Source organism: Halobacterium sp. DL1 (genome assembly GCA_000230955.3).
Taxonomy (GTDB): Archaea; Halobacteriota; Halobacteria; order Halobacteriales; family Halobacteriaceae; genus Halobacterium.
The window spans coordinates 1,664,059-1,678,725 of sequence record CP007060.1 but is presented as its reverse complement, the minus strand read 5'-3'; the positions used below and the strand labels follow the sequence as shown (position 1 = coordinate 1,678,725).

Sequence of the window (14,667 nt, the reverse complement as noted above, 5' to 3'; positions counted from 1 at the left end):
CTCGGCAACGAAGCGTCATGGCGAACGACAGACCGGCCCACGAGTTCAAGGAGCGGGACATCTACATTCTCCGCGAACTCGCGAAGGACCCCAGCGTCTCCTCACGGGACCTCTCGGAGATTCTGGCGGCCGACTACGACATCGACGTCTCCTACGTCACCGTCAACGAGTCCATCCGGAACATGCGCGAGGCGGGCGTCTTCCGGGAGGCCATCGTCCCGAACGAGGAGTACTTCGTCTTCGAGCTGTTCGAGTTCAAGTTCAACCCCGAGTACTTCGCCGAGGAGTGGCGGGGGACGATGGAGCACATCCGCGACGACGAGCATACCCTCCTCTACTTCCTCTCTGACGGCGAGTACCAGTGGAAGACCATCATGCTGTTCCCGACGCGGGAACACGGCGAGCGGTGGCTCCACGAGTTCTACAAGAACCACGGGAAGACGGTGCTGAACGTCCGTACCTCCGTGATGACGAACGTCCTGGAGTTCGGCGCGAGTCCCGAGCTGTTCGACAACCTCGACCCGGAGAACAACCGGAAGTTCTAGCGGACGGCGGTCGCCGTCAGTCCTCGACGGGCAGCGACCCGTGCTCGGACTCGAACTGCTCGACGAGCACCTTCTTGTCGAACTTCCCGGTGGTCGTCTTCGGCACTTTGTCGACGAACTCGAAGCGGTCCGGCAGCCACCACTTCGGGAACTGCTCGAGGAGGTACTCGCGCAGGTCGTCGACGGTCACGCCGTCGGCCGTGACGACGTACGCAACGGGGCGTTCCTGCCACTTCTCGTGGGGGACGCCGATGACGGTCGCCTCCTCGACGCCGTCGTGCCCGATGAGGGCGTTCTCCAGTTCGATGGAGGAGATCCACTCGCCGCCGCTCTTGATCACGTCGTCGAGTCGGTCGACGACGTCGAGGTAGCCGTACTCGTCGAGCGTCGCGACGTCGCCGCTGCAGAACCAGCCGTCGTCGCTGAAGGAGGCCTCGGTGGCGTCGGGGCGCTCGTAGTACTCGCCGGCGAGCCACGGCGCTCGCGCCTGGACCTCGCCCGGGCTCTCCCCGTCGTGGGGCACGTCTTCGTCGTCCTCGTCACGGAGCCGAATCTTCACGCCCGGCGCCGGAACGCCTGCCTTCATGCGGAGGCGGTCCTGTTCGGACTCCGAGAGCTGTTTCACCTCGGTCGTCATCAGCGTGTTCGCGAGGTGGGGGGACGCCTCGGTCATCCCGTAGCCCTGCCCGATGGGCGCCTCGTACACCTCGTCGTACTTCCGGATGAGCGATTCGGGTGGGGAGCTCCCGCCGATGAGGACATCCTGGAGGCTCTCGAGGACCTCCGGGCCCATGTCGTCGGATTCCTCGATGATGCGGTCGACCTCCATCCACACAGTGGGGACGGCGGCCGCGATGGTCACGTCCTCGTCCTGGATGATGGGAATGAGGTCATCGGGGTCGGTGTGCTGGCCGGGCAGCACGATCTTCGCGCCCGTGAACGTCGTCGTGTAGGGGAACCCCCAGCCGTTGACGTGGAACATCGGCACCACGGGCATCACCACGTCGGACTCGCTGACCGCGAAGACGTCGACGTGGCTGTGCATCATCGTGTGGAGGAACTGGCCGCGGTGGGTGTACTGGACGCCCTTCGGTAACCCCGTCGTTCCGGAGGTGTAGCAGAGCGCGCTCTCGCGTTCCTCGTCCATCTCGGGCCAGTCGTAGTCGGTGTCGTAGCCCGCGATGAACGACTCGTAGTCCGTCACCGGTTCGAGGGAGGTGTCCGGGACGTCGTCCTCGTCGCCGAGCACGACGTACTGCTCGACCGTCTCGAGTTCGTCCGCGATGGGTTCGAGGGTGTCGACGAACTGCGGGTCGACGAACATCAACCGGTCTTCGGCCTCGTTGATAATCTCGACGAGGTGGTGTTCGGGGAGCCGGTGGTTCACCATGTGGATGCTGCGCGCGCTGCACGACGGCCCGAAGTAGAGCTCGTAGTGGCGGAAGTGGTTGACCGCCATCACGCCCGAGCGATCGCCGGGATCCATCCCGTAGTCGTCGAGTGCGTGGGCGAGCTGGCTGATTCGCTCGTAGGCGTCGCCGTACGTGTACCGGTGCGTGCTGCCGTCGGGGAGCGCGGTGACGATCTCCTTGTGGTCGAAGAGGTCGTTCGCGCGCTCCAGGAACTTCGTGATCGTCAGGTCGTAGTCCATCGTCATGCTGTCTCACCCCGGGGGCGGAACCGGTAAAACACCCGGTGCTGGTCGGTGGGACCGTCGATGTCCACGACTTCGAGTTCCACCGGGTCGCCGATGGCGAGGTCGTCGTACTCAGCGCCGTCGATGCGGGCCGACAGTCGGAGGTCGACGCCGTCGAGTTCCACGACGCCCGTCACGAACGGCACGTCGTCGGTCATCCCGAGCGGCCCGCTCCCGCGCACCGTCGAGAACGCGAACAGCGTCCCCTCGTGCGGGAGCGAGACGTAGTCGAGGTCGTCGCTCGTGCACTCCGGGCAGACGACCCGCGGCGGGAAGTGGAGTTCGCCGCAGTCCTCACACTGGGTGGTAGAAAGCGACCCCTCTCGGAGGCGGTCGTAGAACTCGTGGATGCGTGTGTGGTCGGCGTCCTGCAGGTCGTAGAAGTCCAGCAGGCGCGGCAGTTCGATGCTGTCGGGAATCGAGATGGTGCGACGCGCGGATTCGTCGGCGTCCTCAGATGGCTCACCGCCGTCCGGTCGCGCGTCCGCCTGGTCGTGCGTGTCGGTCATTGTGGGTCCCTCGCGAGCGTCATGACGCTGTGGACGGAGCCGCTCCCGCTGAGGTTGTGGATGAGCCCCGTCTCCGGGCTGTCCGGCACCTGTCGTGCGGACTCGACTTCGCCCGTGAACTGCTTGTACACTTCGAGCGCCTGGGAGACGCCGGTCGCGCCGAGCGGGTGGCCACAGCCCAGCAGGCCGCCCCGCGGGTTGACGGCGATGTCGCCGTCGAGTTCGCTGCGGCCGTCCTCGATGAACTGGCCGCCCTCGCCCTTCTCCACCCAGCCGAGGTCCTCGTACTCGATGATCTCGCTGATGGAGAAGCAGTCGTGTATCTCCGCGACGTCGAGTTCCTTCACGGGGTCCTCGATGCCGGCCTGGTCGTAGGCCTCCTCGGCGGCCTGGGTGGCCTGGGGCCACGCCGAGAACGACGGGAGGTTGTTGATGGAGTTGGCCGCCATGCAGGACTGGCCGCTGCCCGTGACGTAGGCCGCGGTGTCCGTGAGTTCGCGGGCCTTCTCCTCACTGACGAGCAGGAGGCCGGCGGCGCCGTCCGTGATGCCGCTGCAGTCGAGCAGGCACAGCGGCGGCGCGATTGGGTAGGAGTCGAGGACGTCGTCGACGTCGACCTCCTGCTGGAACTGCGCGTACGGGTTGTTCGCGGCGTGGTTCTTGTTCTTCACGCTGACCTTCGCGAGCTGCTCGCGGGTCGTTCCGTACTCGTGCATGTGCCGCTGGGCGAACATCGAGAAGAACGACGGCGCGTTGAGGCCGTTCACGCCGTCGAACTCTCGGTCGAGCACGTTCGTCATGCTCGCTTGCGTCTCCGCGACGTAGTCGTCGCCGAGGTTCATCTTCTCGACGCCGAGCACGAGCGCGACGTCTAGCTGGCCCGCGGCGATGGCGAGCCACGCGTACCGCAGCGCGGCCTGCCCGCTCGCGCACGCGAGCTCCGTCCGCGCTATCATCTTCGTCACGTCGACGCCGAGCAGTTCCGCCGCGAGCGGCGCGACGTGGCTCTGGAACGCGAAGCGCTCGGGCTGGACCGCGCCGAGGAACAGCCCCTCGACGTCGTCGGGGCCGAGGCCGTCGACGTCGTCGAAGGTTGCCTTCCCCGCCTCCTGGGCGAGGTCTTTCCACGTGGCCGCCCGCTTGCCCCAGTCCGCGTGTCCGCCGCCGACGATTGCTGCGTTCCGGGGCATCACTCGAACTCCGGTTCGCGGTCGTCTCTGAACGCCGTCACGCCCTCGACCATGTCGTCGGTCGTCGTGAGCAGGCCGAAGCCCTGGCTCTCCGCGTCGAGGCCGGCCTTCAGACTCGTGTCCTGGCCGTCGTCGATGACGCGCTTGGCGACCTTCAGCGCCGTCGACGGGCCGTTCGCGAGGTCGTCGACGAACTCCGCGACCGTGTCGTCGAACTCTTCGTCCGGAACAGCGCGGTTGACGAGCCCCCAGTCCTGGGCTCGCTCGGCGGGAATCTGCTCCCCGCGGAAGACGAGTTCCTTCGCGCGGCCCTCCCCGACGATGCGGGTGAGGCGCTGGGTGCCGCCGCCGCCCGGGATGAGTCCCAGGTTTATCTCCGGGGAGCCGAACGTCGAGTCCTCGGTCGCAACCCGGAGGTCGCAGGCGAGCGCGATTTCGAAGCCCGCGCCCAGGCAGAAGCCGTCGATGGCCGCGACCGTCGGCCGCTCGAACTCGTCGATGGCGACGATGGTCTCGTCGACGTCCATCAGCTCGGTCGGCGACGCGGTCATGAAGCCCGTGATGTCCGCGCCGGAACTGAACGCGTCGTCGCCGGCGCCCGAGAAGACGACACACGACACCTCGTCGGTGTCGGCGTTCTCGAGGGCGGCCTCGACCTCCCCGAACATCGTCTCGGAGAAGGCGTTCAGGCGCTCCGGCCGGTCGAACTCTATCTCGAGGACGCCGCGGTCATCGAGGGTCTTGTTGATGTACTGGTAGGGCCCGTCGCCGTGGTAGTCGTGGAAGCCCTCGCCCGCGTCGACGCCCGTCCGCCCGTCCTCGACCATTTCGACGAGATAGTCGGCCGGTTCGAACCGGGCCGCGCCTGTCTCCTCGTGGAGCGAACTGAGCTTCTCGAGGACCGAATCGAGACCGATCTGGTCGCCGAGGCGGCAGACGCCCTCCGGGAACCGAGCGCCGAGGCGGCTCCCGAGGTCAATGTCGTCGGGCGTCGCCACGTCGCCGCCGACGAGTCGCGCGGCCTCGTTGACCATGCGGGCCTCGACGCGAAGCGTGTCGAAGCCGTCGCCGTCACCGGGTTCATAGTTTGGCCCATCGGCCTCCCAGTCGTAGAAGCCCTGTCCCGTCTTCTTCCCGAGGTTCTCGTTCTCGACCTTCTCGGCGATGGTCGGCGGCGAGTCGAGGTCGGTGTCCTCGCGGAAGTGGTAGGCGATGTCGATGCCCGTGTAGTCGGCGAGTTCGAACGGCCCCATCGGGTAGCCGCGCTTGTACACCATCGCGGCGTCGGCCTGCTGGACCGTGGCGTCGCCGTCGGCGAGCATCCACGCGGCCTCCTCCATGAACGGCAGCATCACGTTGTTCACGATGAAGCCGTGGACGTCGCGTTTGACGTCGATGGCGCGCTTTCCCAGGTCGTCGACGAACTCGTGGACGGTCTCGAGGGTCGCGTCGCTGGTTTGCTCGCCGTGGACGACCTCCACGAGGTCCATCTTCACTGGCGGATTGAAGAAGTGCGTCCCCACCACCTGCTCTGGGCGGTTCGTGGCCGCGCCGATGGCGGTGATGCTGAGTCCGGACGTATTCGACGCCAGAATCGCGTGGTCGGGCGCGTGTTCGTCGACCTCGGCGAACGTCTGTTTCTTCAGGTCGAGGTTCTCCGGAATCGCCTCGACGACGAGGTCCGCGTCCGCGACGGCCGTCGCGAGGTCCGTCTCGCCGTGCATCCGGGCGCGTACGTCGTCGGCCGATTCGTCTATCTTCCCCTTCTCCTCGAGTTTGCCGAGGCTCCACTCGACCTGTTCGAGTCCGTCCTCGACGAGCTCCATCTCGAGGTCCCGAAGCACCACCTCGTAGCCAGCGATAGCGGCGATTTCGGCGATGCCGTGGCCCATGCTCCCCGCACCGAGCAAGGTCACGGTCTCTATGTCACGTTCTACCATCGTGTAGAATATAGTTAACCGCGATACTTAAACTGTCGGTTACTCTGTTTGCAAAACACCCTCGTTTGCTTAACTACTGATTAAAATCGACGGTGGCTGTCGGAGCGGTCCGTCGTCGTTTCCGCTGGGGTGGCGCGGTGACCGAATCGAACGGAACAGGTCCTGGTGGCTACGCCAACGGTTCGCGTCTACTCGTTACTCGAGCGGGAACTTGAGTTCGGCGGCGTTCTCCGTCTGCGGGTAGACGAGTCGCTGCTCGCCCTCCCACCACTGCGCGCTCGCGGCGGAGAGCTGCCCCTGCTCGGGCATTCCGTGCTCGTCGAAGCCGAAGTCGCCGATGACGGTGTTGAACTCGTTCTCGTCGCTCGGCGAGGACCTCAAGCGGGGCTACGAACTCGGCGTCCAGCGGATGAACGAGGGCGGCGGCATCGACGGCCGGGAGGTCAATCTGGTCGTCGAGAACGACGAGAGCGACCCGGAGGTCGTCCGCCAGCAGCTCCAGCAGATCACGAGCAACAACGACGTCGACATGCTCTGGGGGAGCTTCTCCAGCCTCCTCGTGCCGGCGGGGTCGGCGTTCGCCGAGAGCCAGGAGCTACCGTTCCTCGCCATCGCGGCGTCCTACGAGAAGAACCGCGTCGAGACGAACGCCGACTGGACGTTCATCCCGTTCCCGCACAGCCGCGACGTCGTCCGCGGGACGCGTAACGCGCTCGAGCAGGTGCCCGACGACTCCTCGCGGGTCGCCATTTGGGAGCCCAACTCCGGGTGGGGTGCGGAGATGGCGAACACGTGGGAGAACACCCTCTCCAGTGCGGGGTACGACATCGTCTTCAGGGAGACGTACAGCATCGGAACCGACGACTTCTCCTCACTCATCTCGCAGACGGCGGACAGCGAGGCCGACATCCTGCTGTCGAACCCGACGCCCCCGGGCGGCATCACGGCCATCCAGCAGATGGCCTCGTCGGGCTACACACCGAAGTTCATCCAGTTCGTGCGCGCCGCCGACCCGTTCGCGTGGTGGTCGGCGCTCGGCGAGCGCGGCCGCGGCGTTTGCATGTGTCCCGGCTGGGTGCCGGGAATGACGGGGAACGGCAACGAGGCGCTCTACGAGAACTTCCGGACCGAGTACGACACCGGCGACGAGTACCCGCCGGTGATGGTCGGCGCGTCGTACAACCTCACGCAGGTCGCCGAACAGGCATTGCTGGGCGCGGATTCCACTGACCCGGCCGACGTCCAGGGGGTCCTCCAGGAGGAGACGTTCGAGACGGTCACCGGGTCGTTCGGCTTCGACGACGTGGGCCGTCCCCGGGAGGGCGAGATCACGGTACCGACGGGCCAGTGGTGGGAGGGCCAGCAGCGACTCGTCTCCCCGCAGACCGACCACCCCGCGTCGATGGAGCTCCAGTACCCGCTCCAGCCGTGGGGTGAGCGGTAGTGCCGCGGAGCGACGAGTCGGCGTTCGGGGCGCCGACCCGGGACGAGATAGCGTCGTACGCTACCGACCTTGGCATCCCGTTGAGCGACGCCGAAGCCGAAGATTACGAGGCGCTCGTCGGCGACGCCGTCAGCGGCTCGGACCCGATTCGACACGCCTCGCCGTTCGACCCAGGGCTGGAACCCGACGACTTCGCGGGCAGGAGCGGCGGGCGCCGGCCGGACGAGGACGAGGACCCGCTGAACGCGTGGCTCCGGTTCACGGACGTTTCGGGGGCCGATGACGGGCCGCTCGCCGGTGTTTCCGTCGGCCTGAAGGACTCCATCGCGCTCGCGGGCGTGGAACTGACACTCGGGTCTTCGGTGATGGAGGGGTTCGTCCCGACCATCGACGCGACGGTGGTTCACCGGCTCCGCGACGCCGGCGCGGACGTCGCCGGGAAGCTAAACATGGAGAGCTTCGCGTGGTCGGGGACCGGCGACACGAGCGACTACGGGCCGGTGACGAACCCGCACTCCGCGGACCACCTCGCGGGCGGGTCGTCGAGTGGGTCAGGCGCGGCGCCCGCAAACGGCGACTGTGACGTCGCCCTCGGCACCGACCAGGCGGGGTCGGTCAGGATTCCGAGTTCGTGGTGCGGGCTGGTCGGCATCAAACCGACCCACGGCCTCGTCCCGTACACCGGCGTCGTCCCGCTCGAGCGGAGCATCGACCACGTCGGGCCGATGGGGACGTCCGTGGACATCGTCGCGAAGACGCTGGAAGTCATCGCCGGTGAGGACACCGCCCAGGGCGTCCGACTGGACGAGCGGCAGCCGACTGGCGTGGGAGCCGACGACTACGTCGGAGCGACCGCGGAGAGCGCGGGCGGGCTCTCGGTCGGAGTGTTGGACGAGGGGTTCGGCTGGGAGTTCTCCGAGGCCGCCGTCGACGAGGCGGTGCGAAGTGCGACCGACGTGTTCGAGGATGCCGGCGTCACCGTGGACAGCGTGAGCGTGCCGCGACACCGCCAGTCGATGGCCGCGTGGGGCGCCATCGCCACCCAGGGCGGCGCGCGACTCCTCCGGGAAGGGAGCGTCGGCACGAACCACGACGGGTGGTCGTGGCCGCAACTCGCGCGATCGATGGACTCCTTCCGGCGCGCCCGGGCCCGCGACCTGCCGCCGACTGTCAAGCGGTCGCTGTTCGCGGCCGCGTTCCTGGAGTCCGAGCACGGCGTCGAACCGTACGCCAAGGCGCGGAGCGTCGCGATGGCGGCCGAGCGCGACTACGACGACGTCCTCGCGGACTACGACGCGCTCCTGTTGCCCACCACCGTCGTCCGCGCGTTCGAGAAAGCCCCCGAGATGGGGCGCGTCGAGTCGCTCCGACGCGAGGTGGCGACCATCGCGAACACCTGCATGTTCAACCTCACCGGCCACCCCGCCATCTCGGTGCCGTGTGCGAAACCCGACGGTTTGCCCGTCGGCATGATGCTGGTCGGCGCGCACGGCGACGAGTCGACGCTGTTCACGCTCGCCGCGGCGTTCGAGGACGCCACCGACTGGGAGCAGCGCGAGTAGCCCGGTCTGGCGCTTTTTGTCGGTCAGCGACGCGGGAGCTAGCTACCGTCGAACTTTCCCCGCATCCGAAAGGCCAAGGAGGCTGACCCACCTACCCCGTGGCAATAGATGGCTTCTAACGAGCACGGTGGGCCCCGGGACGCGGACCTCCCGGCGGCGGACGACCGGTCGGATTACGACTACGTGGGCGAGGACGTCGAGCGACCGGAGCTGGTCGAAGCGCTGGACGAACGTGTGGACGGCGACGTCCGCTTCGACACGTACACCCGTCAGATGTACGCGACGGACGCGTCGGCGTACGAGGTGACGCCCATTGGCGTCGTCTTCCCGACGGGGACAGCGGACGTCGCGTCCGTCGTCTCCTACTGCGCGGAGCGGGAGATACCCGTCCTGCCCCGCGGCGGCGGCACGAGTCTCGCCGGCCAGGCGGTCAACGAGGCGGTCGTCCTCGACTTCATGCGGTACATGAACGACGTCGTCGACGTCCGCCCAGACGAGTGCGAGGCGACCACGCAGGCCGGCGCCGTGCTCGCGGAACTCAACCAGTTGCTCGAACCGCACGACCTGAAGTTCGCGCCGGACCCGGCGGCCGGCAACCGGAGCGCCGTCGGCGGCGCAATCGGGAACAACTCCACGGGCGCGCACTCCCTGAAGTACGGGAAGACGGACGCCTACGTCGAGGAGTGCGAGGTGGTGCTCGCGGACGGGACCGTCACGACCTTCGGCGAGATGGAGATCGAGACCCTGCGCGAGGAGGCCGACGCTGACGCCGAGGCCCTCCTCCCGCGCATCTACGCGGGCGTCCTCGACATCCTCGACCAGCACGCCGACGAGGTCGACGCCCGGTTCCCGGACCTGAAGCGGAACGTCTCCGGCTACAACCTCGACCGACTCGTCGACGAGTCCCGGGACGGCACCGTCAACCTCGCGCGTCTGCTCGCGGGCAGCGAGGGGACCCTCGCCGTCGTCACGGAGGCCACTGTCTCCCTGGAACCCATCCCGGAGACGAAGTCGGTGACGCTGCTGACCTACGAGAGCGTCGTGGACGCAGTCACGGACGTCCAGCACGTCCTCGAACACGACCCCGCCGCGGTCGAACTCATCGACGACACGCTCATCGACCTCGCCAGCGAGACGGCGGAGTTCTCCGACGTGGTCGACCTGCTGCCCGAGGAGACGCGGGCCGCGCTGCTCGTGGAGTTCTACGCCGAGGACGACGCGGACGGCCGCGAGAAGACCGCCAACCTCGTCGCCGACCGCGTTCGCGACGGAAGCGGGGACGAAGACCGCTTCGCCTTCGACGCGCTGGAGGCCCACGACGACGAGGAGCGCGCGACCTACTGGAAACTCCGGAAGTCCGGGCTCCCCATCCTGCTCGGCCGGACGAGCGACGCCAAGCACTTCTCGTTCATCGAAGACTGCGCCATCCCGCCCGAACACCTCCCCGAGTTCGTCACGCGGTTCCACGAGATCCTCGACGACAACGACACGTTCGCGTCGTTCTACGCCCACGCCGGCCCCGGCGTCCTCCACGTACGCCCGCTGGTGAACATGAAGACCGAACCAGGCCTCGCGGCGATGGAGGACATCGCCGACCGCGTCACCGACATGGTCGTCGAGTTCGGTGGGAGCGTCTCCGGCGAACACGGCGACGGACGCGCGCGCACCCAGTGGAACCGGAAACTGTACGGCGACGACCTCTGGGGCGCGTTCCGCGACCTGAAGACGGCCTTCGACCCGGACTGGCTGCTCAACCCCGGCCAGGTCTGTGGCGACGTCTCGATGACGGAGAACCTCCGCTTCGACCCCGAGTACGAGTTCGACGCGGGCCTCGACCCCGAACTCAACTGGCCCAACGAGAACGGCTTCGAGGGGATGGTCGAACTCTGCCACGGCTGTGGCGGCTGTCGCACCAGCCAGGACACGGGCGGCGGCGTGATGTGCCCGACGTACCGGGCCTCCGAGGAGGAGATTACGTCCACGCGGGGTCGCGCGAACATGCTTCGCCAGTCGATGAGCGGCGACCTGCCCGACGACCCCACGGACGACGAGTTCGTCGACGAGGTGCTCGACCTCTGTATCGGCTGCAAGGGCTGTGCGCGTGACTGCCCGAGCGAGGTCGACATGGCGAAACTGAAGGCCGAAGTCGTCCACGAGCGCCACCAGCGCGAGGGCGCCAGCCTCCGTGACAAACTGTTCGCGAACGTGGACACGCTCGCGAAGTTCGGGAGCGCGACGGCGCCCGTCGCGAACCGCCTCCCCGACCTGCCGGGCGCGCGAGCACTCATGGAGAAGACGGTCGGTATCGCCCGCGAACGGACGCTGCCGACGTTCGAGAGCGAGACGCTCCAGGACTGGTTCGACGCGCGCGGCGGCGCTCGCGTCGACGCCGCGGACGCCGAACACCGGGTCGTCTTCTTCCCGGACACGTACACGAACTACAGCCACCCCGAGATCGGGAAGGCGGCCGTCCGGGTCCTCGAGGCCGCTGGCGTCCACGTCGCGCTCGCCGACCGCACGGACAGCGGTCGCCCCGCCCACTCGAAGGGGTTCCTCGACAGGGCGCGGGACACCGCCGCGGCGAACGTTGCCGACCTCGCTCCGCAGGTGCGGGACGGTTGGGACGTGGTGCTCGTCGAACCCTCCGACGCCGTGATGTTCCAGGTCGACTACCTCGACCTCCTCTCGGGCGACGCCACCGAGACCGTCGCCGCGAACACGTACGGGGTCTGCGAGTACCTCGACGCGTCCGGTCTGGACAGCGAGGTTGCGTGGGACGCCCACGAAGTCGGGGTGTCCTACCACGGCCACTGCCACCAGAAGGCCTCGAAGAAGGACCACCACGCGGTGGGCGTGCTGCGCCGCGCGGGCTACCCCGTCGACCCCGTCGACTCGACGTGCTGCGGGATGGCCGGCTCGTTCGGCTACGAGGCCGAACACCATGCTATGAGCACGGCCATCGGCGACATCCTCGTCGACCAGCTCGACGACAGCCCCGGCGAACTCGCCGTCGCGCCCGGCGCGTCCTGCCGGACGCAACTCGAGGACATGCTCGACGAGGACGCCCGGGACGCCAGCGGAATCGTCCCGGAGGACCGCGAGAGCCCCCCGACGCCCGTGGAGATGCTCGCGGCCGCACTCGACGACTGAGGAGGAGTCTTCTTACTCGGAGTCGTTCTCGGCGAGGTAGGCGCGTCCCTCCGGCGTCTCCCGGAGCATCTCGTCGAACACCGCGGCGTCCGTCTGGAACTTGTGGACCTGGTGGAGGACGGTGTTGTGGAACCCGGAGATGAACTCGCCGAACTCCTTGAAGAACTCGTGAATCCAGCGCTGCATCCGGTCGTTAGTGCGGAACTGGGTGATGAACTGCCAGTGGTACTCCGAGTCCGCGTTGAAGAACATCAACACGTGGGGGTCGTCCCGGAGCGCCCAGTAGCAGTCCTCCCACTGGTCAGCGAAGTTGGGGTAGTGAAAGGAGAGCCGGAAGAGGTAGTGGTTGAAGATGCTCTGGTCGGGGATAACCGTCTCCCGGTAGAGGCCGTCCTCGGCCATCTCTCGGAGGATCTCGCTGATGCGGTTGTGCGAGAGTTCGATGCCGTAGTCGGCCTCCAGTATCTCGCTCAGCTCCCGCGTGGACGCGGTGGGGTTCGCCACGCGCGACTTCAGGATGACGATGTTCCGGGGGGAGACGACGTCGTCCGGCCCGTACGATGACATGGGGGAGAGTCCGTGGAGAGCCGCTAAATTCCTACTGGTTACGAGAACAACACGGTTCGGCGACTGACCGATTCCACGGCCCGACGCCTGCGTGTCGCAGACCGAGAACCTCGGAGACCCCCTCACTTCGGTCGGAGCGCCGAGACCCGGCTGGAGCCACATTAACACTTATCCCCTCAGTTTACGTCCTATTCTCCATGGTGCGTGCTAGTCTCAACCACGTGAGTGTGCTTGCCAGGGACCTGGAGGCCTCCGCGGAGTTCTACTGCGACGTGCTCGGCCTGGAGCGAGTTCCGGCGCCGAAGTTCGAGGTGCCGGTGCAGTGGCTGCAGGCCGAGTCCGGCCAGATTCACCTCTTCGAACGCGACATGGAGCCGGTCCCGTACTACCACTTCGGGGTCACCGTCGACGACTTCGAGGGTGTCTACCAGCGGGCCAAGTCCGACGGCCTGTTCGCGAACTGGGGCGAGAGTTCGAACGCGAGCGTCTACGAACTCCCCGACGGCGGCGCCCAGATGTACGTCAACGACCCAGAGGGGAACCTCGTCGAGGTGGACTACCCGGACTTCGACGCCGTCGACAAGTCCATCGTCGAGGAGGTGGTGAACCGCGACGACCTCATCCCGCAGACGGGTGCCGCCGCGAACGCGACGCTCAACCTCTCGCCGGTGGGCCGCGAGAACGAGTAGCGACCCGGCCCTAGAACTGTCCCGTGTAGCGGTCGCCCCGCCGACTCGCTTCCTCGACGAGTCGGTACCCCATCTCCACCTGGTCGCGCTCCCACTCCGCGAGCGCAGTGTCGAGGTCGTCGGTAGTGTAGATTGATTCGGCCAGTTCGAGCGCGTCCGCCGCGGCGTGGGCGGTGCCCGCGGCCATGTGCGGCCGGATGAAGAACGCGGCGTCCCCGAGGATGCAGACGTCATCGTACACCATCTTCGGGATGGCGAGGTCGTAGATGCACTGGACGAACGGTTCGTCGGTCTGCCGGACGAGCCACTCCATCTGCGGCGGGAGGATCTCCCCGGCGATCTCTATCTGCTGGTCGCGGACCGCCTCGCGCATCAGCCCCGGCGGCAGTGAGTGCGAGCGCTGGACGCCGCGGTTGTCGTAGAGCAGGTCGTCGAGAGCCTCGCCCTCCTCGAAGGGGTAGTACCAGACCCAGTTGATGCGGCGCTCCCCGCGCTCCATCTCGCCGTTCGGGCCCGGCACGGGGTAGGTGAGGAACTGCGAGCGCGGCGCGTGGTAGAGGTTGTATACGTCGCTGAACAGCGACGGGTACTCCGGGAGGACCGCGGACTCGGGAAGCGTCCCGCGGTAGGCGACGTAGCCCGAGTACTCCGGCGTGCGGTCGGGGGCGAACTGCTCGCGGGTCGACGACCGGTAGCCCTCCCCGACGACGAGGAGGTCGGCCTCAACCTGGTCGCCGTCCGCGAACGAGACGGTGACGCCGTCGTCGTGCTGCTCGACGCCCGTCGTCTCCTTGCCCATCCGGTAGGTGCCGTCGGGCAGGTCGTCCCGGAGTTTCCGGTAGACGGTGTCCCAGGACGTCGTGTACGTCGCGTGCCCCTCGACGTCCACCGGCTTCCCGGCCCCGTCGAGGTGGTGGGTCCGGTTGGTGTGGGTCGCCAGCTCGTCCCAGTCGGCGATGCCCTGCTCCTCGAGGTACGTGAGCATCTCCGGGTGGGCGATGATGCCCGCGCCGCGCTCCTGCATCTTCCCCCGCTCGGTCACCTCGAAGACGGTCACGTCGTGGCCCGCCTGCCGGAGCGCCGTCGCCGCGAACAGGCCGCCCATCGACCCGCCCGACACGACGACGTCCAGTCGGTCCTCGACGTCCGCCACCGTCTGCTCTCGCTGGTCGACGTCCGGGAGGTCGTACCGCTCCCGCATCACGTCCGTCTCGTAGTAGACGTGGCCCTCGTGGCAGACCCGTGGCGGCCCGGCGTAGTCGTACACCCGGTCGGTCATAGAACAGTCTCCATGTACTGTGGGACGTTGGCATACAACGATAAATCCACCGCCGACCGGCAGTCCCTCCGGTGGTCACAATAGGACTGCTGCGTC

At 67.4% G+C, this 14,667-nt stretch carries 12 protein-coding genes; 5 read left to right on the top strand and 7 right to left on the bottom strand.

Translation table 11 applies throughout. The features are described 5' to 3' along the window. Positions 1-17: 17 nt before the first annotated feature. Positions 18-545, top strand: a complete 528-nt coding sequence (locus HALDL1_10380) for an AsnC family transcriptional regulator (GenBank protein AHG03963.1) — start codon at positions 18-20, stop codon at positions 543-545. Positions 546-561: 16 nt separating this feature from the next. Here the strand turns inward: HALDL1_10380 and HALDL1_10375 are convergent, their stop codons facing one another. The 5 genes from HALDL1_10375 to HALDL1_10355 all read right to left on the bottom strand — a co-directional run bounded on the left by HALDL1_10375 (position 562) and on the right by HALDL1_10355 (position 6,261). After that, positions 562-2,202, bottom strand: a complete 1,641-nt coding sequence (locus tag HALDL1_10375; GenBank protein AHG03962.1) for a long-chain fatty acid--CoA ligase — start codon at positions 2,200-2,202, stop codon at positions 562-564. Beyond that, on the bottom strand, positions 2,199-2,750 hold the full coding sequence (locus HALDL1_10370) for a hypothetical protein (GenBank protein ID AHG03961.1): 552 nt from the start codon (positions 2,748-2,750) through the stop codon (positions 2,199-2,201). Before HALDL1_10370 ends, HALDL1_10375 begins: the two co-directional genes overlap by 4 nt. Continuing rightward, on the bottom strand, positions 2,747-3,940 hold the full coding sequence (locus HALDL1_10365) for an acetyl-CoA acetyltransferase (protein AHG03960.1): 1,194 nt from the start codon (positions 3,938-3,940) through the stop codon (positions 2,747-2,749). Before HALDL1_10365 ends, HALDL1_10370 begins: the two co-directional genes overlap by 4 nt. Further along, positions 3,940-5,880, bottom strand: a complete 1,941-nt coding sequence (locus HALDL1_10360) for a 3-hydroxybutyryl-CoA dehydrogenase (GenBank protein ID AHG03959.1) — start codon at positions 5,878-5,880, stop codon at positions 3,940-3,942. The genes HALDL1_10365 and HALDL1_10360 overlap by 1 nt, the downstream gene beginning before the upstream one ends. A gap of 195 nt (positions 5,881-6,075) precedes the next feature. Beyond that, positions 6,076-6,261, bottom strand: coding sequence for a hypothetical protein (locus tag HALDL1_10355; GenBank protein ID AHG05284.1), 186 nt, complete (start codon positions 6,259-6,261; stop codon positions 6,076-6,078). Here HALDL1_10355 and HALDL1_10350 point away from each other — a divergent pair. From HALDL1_10350 to HALDL1_10340, 3 genes are all read left to right on the top strand, one after another. Continuing rightward, a complete protein-coding gene (locus HALDL1_10350) occupies positions 6,227-7,324 on the top strand; it encodes a hypothetical protein (GenBank protein AHG05283.1) in 1,098 nt (365 codons plus the stop codon). The two genes, HALDL1_10355 and HALDL1_10350, sit on opposite strands and share 35 nt — an antisense overlap. Further along, the gene (locus HALDL1_10345) at positions 7,324-8,886 is read left to right on the top strand and encodes an amidase (protein ID AHG03958.1); all 1,563 of its coding nucleotides are present in this window, start codon (positions 7,324-7,326) and stop codon (positions 8,884-8,886) included. The genes HALDL1_10350 and HALDL1_10345 overlap by 1 nt, the downstream gene beginning before the upstream one ends. A gap of 108 nt (positions 8,887-8,994) precedes the next feature. Next, positions 8,995-12,036: an FAD-dependent oxidoreductase gene (locus HALDL1_10340; GenBank protein ID AHG03957.1), complete on the top strand. Its 3,042-nt coding sequence runs from the start codon at positions 8,995-8,997 to the stop codon at positions 12,034-12,036. A 12-nt stretch (positions 12,037-12,048) separates the two neighbouring features. Here the strand turns inward: HALDL1_10340 and HALDL1_10335 are convergent, their stop codons facing one another. Next, positions 12,049-12,603 (bottom strand): AsnC family transcriptional regulator, encoded by a 555-nt coding sequence (locus HALDL1_10335; GenBank protein ID AHG03956.1) that lies wholly within the window; start codon positions 12,601-12,603, stop codon positions 12,049-12,051. Positions 12,604-12,800: 197 nt separating this feature from the next. Between HALDL1_10335 and HALDL1_10330 the strand changes: the two genes are divergently transcribed. Further along, positions 12,801-13,292 carry a glyoxalase gene (locus tag HALDL1_10330; GenBank protein AHG03955.1) on the top strand — a complete coding sequence of 164 codons (492 nt, stop codon included), beginning with the start codon at positions 12,801-12,803 and terminating at the stop codon, positions 13,290-13,292. Between the two features lie 10 nt (positions 13,293-13,302). On the opposite strand, the gene HALDL1_10325 is transcribed toward HALDL1_10330, so the two are convergent. Further along, the gene (locus HALDL1_10325) at positions 13,303-14,571 is read right to left on the bottom strand and encodes an FAD-dependent monooxygenase (protein ID AHG03954.1); all 1,269 of its coding nucleotides are present in this window, start codon (positions 14,569-14,571) and stop codon (positions 13,303-13,305) included. Positions 14,572-14,667: the final 96 nt, after the last annotated feature.

Bases quoted from the DNA above. Each gene is read 5' to 3' on its own strand.
- HALDL1_10380 (AHG03963.1), top strand. From the start codon at position 18: ATGGCGAACGACAGACCGGCCCACGAGTTCAAGGAGCGGGACATCTAC.
- HALDL1_10375 (AHG03962.1), bottom strand. From the start codon at position 2,202: ATGACGATGGACTACGACCTGACGATCACGAAGTTCCTGGAGCGCGCG.
- HALDL1_10370 (AHG03961.1), bottom strand. From the start codon at position 2,750: ATGACCGACACGCACGACCAGGCGGACGCGCGACCGGACGGCGGTGAG.
- HALDL1_10365 (AHG03960.1), bottom strand. From the start codon at position 3,940: ATGCCCCGGAACGCAGCAATCGTCGGCGGCGGACACGCGGACTGGGGC.
- HALDL1_10360 (AHG03959.1), bottom strand. From the start codon at position 5,880: ATGGTAGAACGTGACATAGAGACCGTGACCTTGCTCGGTGCGGGGAGC.
- HALDL1_10340 (AHG03957.1), top strand. From the start codon at position 8,995: ATGGCTTCTAACGAGCACGGTGGGCCCCGGGACGCGGACCTCCCGGCG.
- HALDL1_10335 (AHG03956.1), bottom strand. From the start codon at position 12,603: ATGTCATCGTACGGGCCGGACGACGTCGTCTCCCCCCGGAACATCGTC.
- HALDL1_10330 (AHG03955.1), top strand. From the start codon at position 12,801: ATGGTGCGTGCTAGTCTCAACCACGTGAGTGTGCTTGCCAGGGACCTG.
- HALDL1_10325 (AHG03954.1), bottom strand. From the start codon at position 14,571: ATGACCGACCGGGTGTACGACTACGCCGGGCCGCCACGGGTCTGCCAC.